The sequence below is a fragment of the Spirulina sp. 06S082 genome (assembly GCF_034932145.1).
Taxonomy (GTDB): Bacteria; Cyanobacteriota; Cyanobacteriia; order Cyanobacteriales; family Spirulinaceae; genus CCY15215.
This window is the reverse complement of the sequence record NZ_JAYGHV010000360.1, coordinates 1-3,322: the sequence shown is the minus strand read 5'-3', so window position 1 is coordinate 3,322 and position 3,322 is coordinate 1. Positions and strand designations below refer to the sequence as shown.

Annotated in this window: 4 protein-coding genes; 1 reads left to right on the top strand and 3 read right to left on the bottom strand. The window is 46.4% G+C overall.

Translation table 11 applies throughout. The annotated features are described in order from the left end of the window. The 3 genes from VB714_RS21220 to VB714_RS21210 form a co-directional block, all read right to left on the bottom strand. Positions 1–1,818 (bottom strand): ABC transporter transmembrane domain-containing protein (locus VB714_RS21220; protein ID WP_323226683.1); only part of this gene is annotated, 1,818 nt, incomplete at its 3' end. Then, positions 1,767–2,522 carry a peptidylprolyl isomerase gene (locus VB714_RS21215; protein WP_323226682.1) on the bottom strand — a complete coding sequence of 252 codons (756 nt, stop codon included), beginning with the start codon at positions 2,520–2,522 and terminating at the stop codon, positions 1,767–1,769. The genes VB714_RS21215 and VB714_RS21220, both read right to left, overlap by 52 nt. A 131-nt stretch (positions 2,523–2,653) precedes the next feature. Next, complete coding sequence (locus tag VB714_RS21210) at positions 2,654–2,941, bottom strand: NfeD family protein (protein ID WP_323226681.1); 288 nt, start codon at positions 2,939–2,941, stop codon at positions 2,654–2,656. A 28-nt stretch (positions 2,942–2,969) separates the two neighbouring features. Here VB714_RS21210 and VB714_RS21205 point away from each other — a divergent pair, with 28 nt between their 5' ends. After that, positions 2,970–3,305, top strand: a complete 336-nt coding sequence (locus tag VB714_RS21205) for a hypothetical protein (RefSeq protein ID WP_323226680.1) — start codon at positions 2,970–2,972, stop codon at positions 3,303–3,305. Positions 3,306–3,322: the final 17 nt, after the last annotated feature.

Sequence of the window (3,322 nt, the reverse complement as noted above, 5' to 3'; positions counted from 1 at the left end):
TGCACGTATTCCCGTAATGGTTTCGACTAAAAATGATTGACTGTCGGCATTGCGGTTAAAGGATTCATTGAGCCAATGGCGTAAAATGGGCGTTGAAAGAAGGGTTAAAAGGGCAAATAAGGGCAGAATGGCAAGGGCAACCCAGGTTAATTCTACGCTGTAGTAAAACATTAACACCAAGTAAACGACGGCGAAAATACTATCGAGAACGACGGTGAGGGCTGTTCCTGTGAGAAATTGGCGGATATTTTCTAACTCTTGTACCCTGGCGACGGTATCCCCCACCCGACGGGACTCGAAATAAGCGAGGGGAAGGCGCATAAGATGGCGAAATACTTGCCCAGACAGGGATAAATCCAAACGGCGGGCGGTATGGGTGAAAATGTAGAGGCGTAAAATGCCCAAAATGGACTCAAAACCGGCAATACTCAACATGGCGATCGCCATCACATCTAAGGTGGCTAAACTCTCCTGCACCATGACCTTATCGATAATAACTTGAGTGATAATCGGCGTTCCCAATCCTAACAATTGTAAGGTAAATGAAGCCAACAAAACTTCTTGCAGGAGTCCGCGATAGCGCCAAACGGCGGGCAAAAACCAAGTGAGATTAAATTTTTCTTGCTTGCGGAGAGGTTCTACTTGCCAGATACGCCCTTTCCATCCCGCTTCTAGCTGTTTGCGAGAAATGGGTTCGCAGCAAAGACGGGGGTTGAGGGGATCGCCGATAATGGCTTTACTGCCTTTTATTTCGTAGAGGACGATCCAGCGTTGGGACTGGTCCCCCTCGGATGGTTGCAATTGTTTGCGCCCTGCCCAGAATACTTTGTGACGGATATCAATTTTGCGATCGCTTTTCACATAAGGGGGTTGCCATTGTAAGAGAATAGGCATAGAAATGCGAGTTAAATCTCCCCAGCTCACTTTTAGCCGTCGCAGTTGCAAGCCTAACTTTTCTCCCGCATCTACGAGATGGTGAGGGCGATCGCTTCTCAATTGTCTTTGCACCCATTCCAACGCAGCCGGGGCATTAAAATATTGTGCCACCATTGACAGACAAGCCGCCGCCGAATTTTTACTGGAGATAAAAGGATATTTGGAATACGGGGAAATATCCTGTTGAATGAGTTTGGGGGGTTTGCTGGGTTCCGATGGTTCAAAAGGGACTAAGGGGCGATCGCGCAAAATTTCCTGTACCCGCGCTAAAGTATCCCCAGCTTCTGTTTCCGATCCTTCCCATAGCACTCCCTGTAATGCTTTCACAATTGCGTGAGCATCTTTAGTGTCTTCAATTTCTGGGGTAATAGTATCCTCATTAAAATTACTCTCTGTCTTTTTGTGAGTAATCTGACCTGATTGGGCGATAACAGGGAGGGAATTCTGCCCAGGAGAATCTGGCGCTGTTTCTCCTAAGTAACGGGCGGTTGTTGCTTGCCAAAATGTTTCCAGTTCTGTACTTTTGTTTTCCCATAAAACAGCATTCCAGCGCCATACAGTTATTTCTCCCGAAGCAACCGCTTTACAGTCTTCTCCCAAAGCCAGCAAGTCCCCAAACCAGTCCCCCTCTTTTAATGTGAATAGGGGTTGGGGGGGATCGTCTCGACGCAGGCGCACTTTTCCAGAAACGAGGAGATAGATCGCCCGATCGCCACCCCCCTCGCTTTCCCAAATTTTCTCGCCGATGGTATATTCGAGAACTTCTAATTGTTCGTTGATACGGGTTTGTTGTGGGCGATCGAGCCAACAAAACGGCGGTTGTTCCCACGCTATTCGGCTTCGATCTTGACCTTCAACCCCCGAACTTTTTCGCCTAACCATTGCTCGAAAATCTCATTTTGCAGGGTTTCTTTAATTTGATTATCCTCGAGGGAAGCGGGAAGAAATTGTTCGATACGGAAGATTAACCAGCGTTCTTCTAATTGTAGGGGTCCGACGATATCTCCTGGGTTCGCATCGTCGATCGCGGCGCGAAGGCGATCGGGCAAAGTGGCGCGGCTGACAGGTCCTAGCATCCCGTTCACAATACGATCTTCTCCTAAAGAGTGTTTTTTCGCCAATCTCTCAAAAGGGGTACCTTCGAGAATTTGCAAGTGAAGTTCTTCGGCAAGTTCCCGATTATCTACGATAATACGGGAGAGAACGATGCGATCGAGGGCGAGTTTGCGATCGATAAAATGTTCTTGTAATTTGGGTTCGGCAATTTTTACTTTCAGTTGTGCCAATTGTACGCCCCCGGCTACTTGTCCGTGAAACCTTTCGTAAGTAAGATTATTCTTGACCAGCCATTCGTTAAAGGTTTTCGGTTCGCTGAGTTGATTTTGCAGGCGAAAATTAATTACCGCTTGTTCGACAATGGCCGTACTATCGGGAAGTTCTTCTTCTTTGAGGGTTTTTTCGAGAATGTACTGTCGGAGAATCTCAACAATAAAATTCTGAAGTTTCCCGGCTGCTTGAAGATAGCCGAGGGTTCGATCGACAGAAATAGATTGCTCGTCGATAGTGAGAAAAGCATTAGAAGTCATAAAGGATTGCGATCGCAGCATTCACTGGGGATAATTGTACTCGGTAATGGGTAACTCATAACTCATAACTCATAACTGATAATAAGCGCGATCGCACCCTAAATTTTCATCGTATCGCGCTTGAGATGACGTTAGGACGGTTCAACACGAGGAAGAGGTTGTACCAAAAAGGTGGTACTATTTGAGCGACCAACAATAAGCACAATTTCCCCCTCTGGGATGATAATATCTAATTCGCACCGTGCCAGCCACCAAGACGCAAGATAGCGAATTTGCCCGTTTTTATGGGGTGCGATCGCTTCAGTAACAATGGCTTCGTCAAAATGCTGGGTTAATTGTACCTTCCGAACAAAGCGATTGTTATCTAAAGGATGATTGTCACCGAAAAACCCAAAAAACCGGAATGCTGCTAAAAACATGGTCATTCCCTCCAAATCGAACAACAGAGTGAGAAAATATCTCTTTAATATTATCTCGGGAATGATTTTGTATTTTTATGCAGATAACTGGAATTATTACAATATTTTAACAATGGGAGCGGGAATTCCCCTCTTCAAATCTTCGATTGAAGAGGGGATGAGAGCGACCCCCAAAGGTCAATTGGATAAGCTGAGGAGCGGTGCAACCTCGGCACGAGGTTTCCAACTCCTTTGGAGACGCTACGCGAACAGCGAAGGAACGCGCACCAAGAGAAACCTCACCCGTCCCTACTCCCTCCGGGAACCCTGTGGGAACGACCTCAAAATCAGTTATAATCTTATCAGCAAGCTATCCAAGCGATAATGTTCAAGGCATACAAA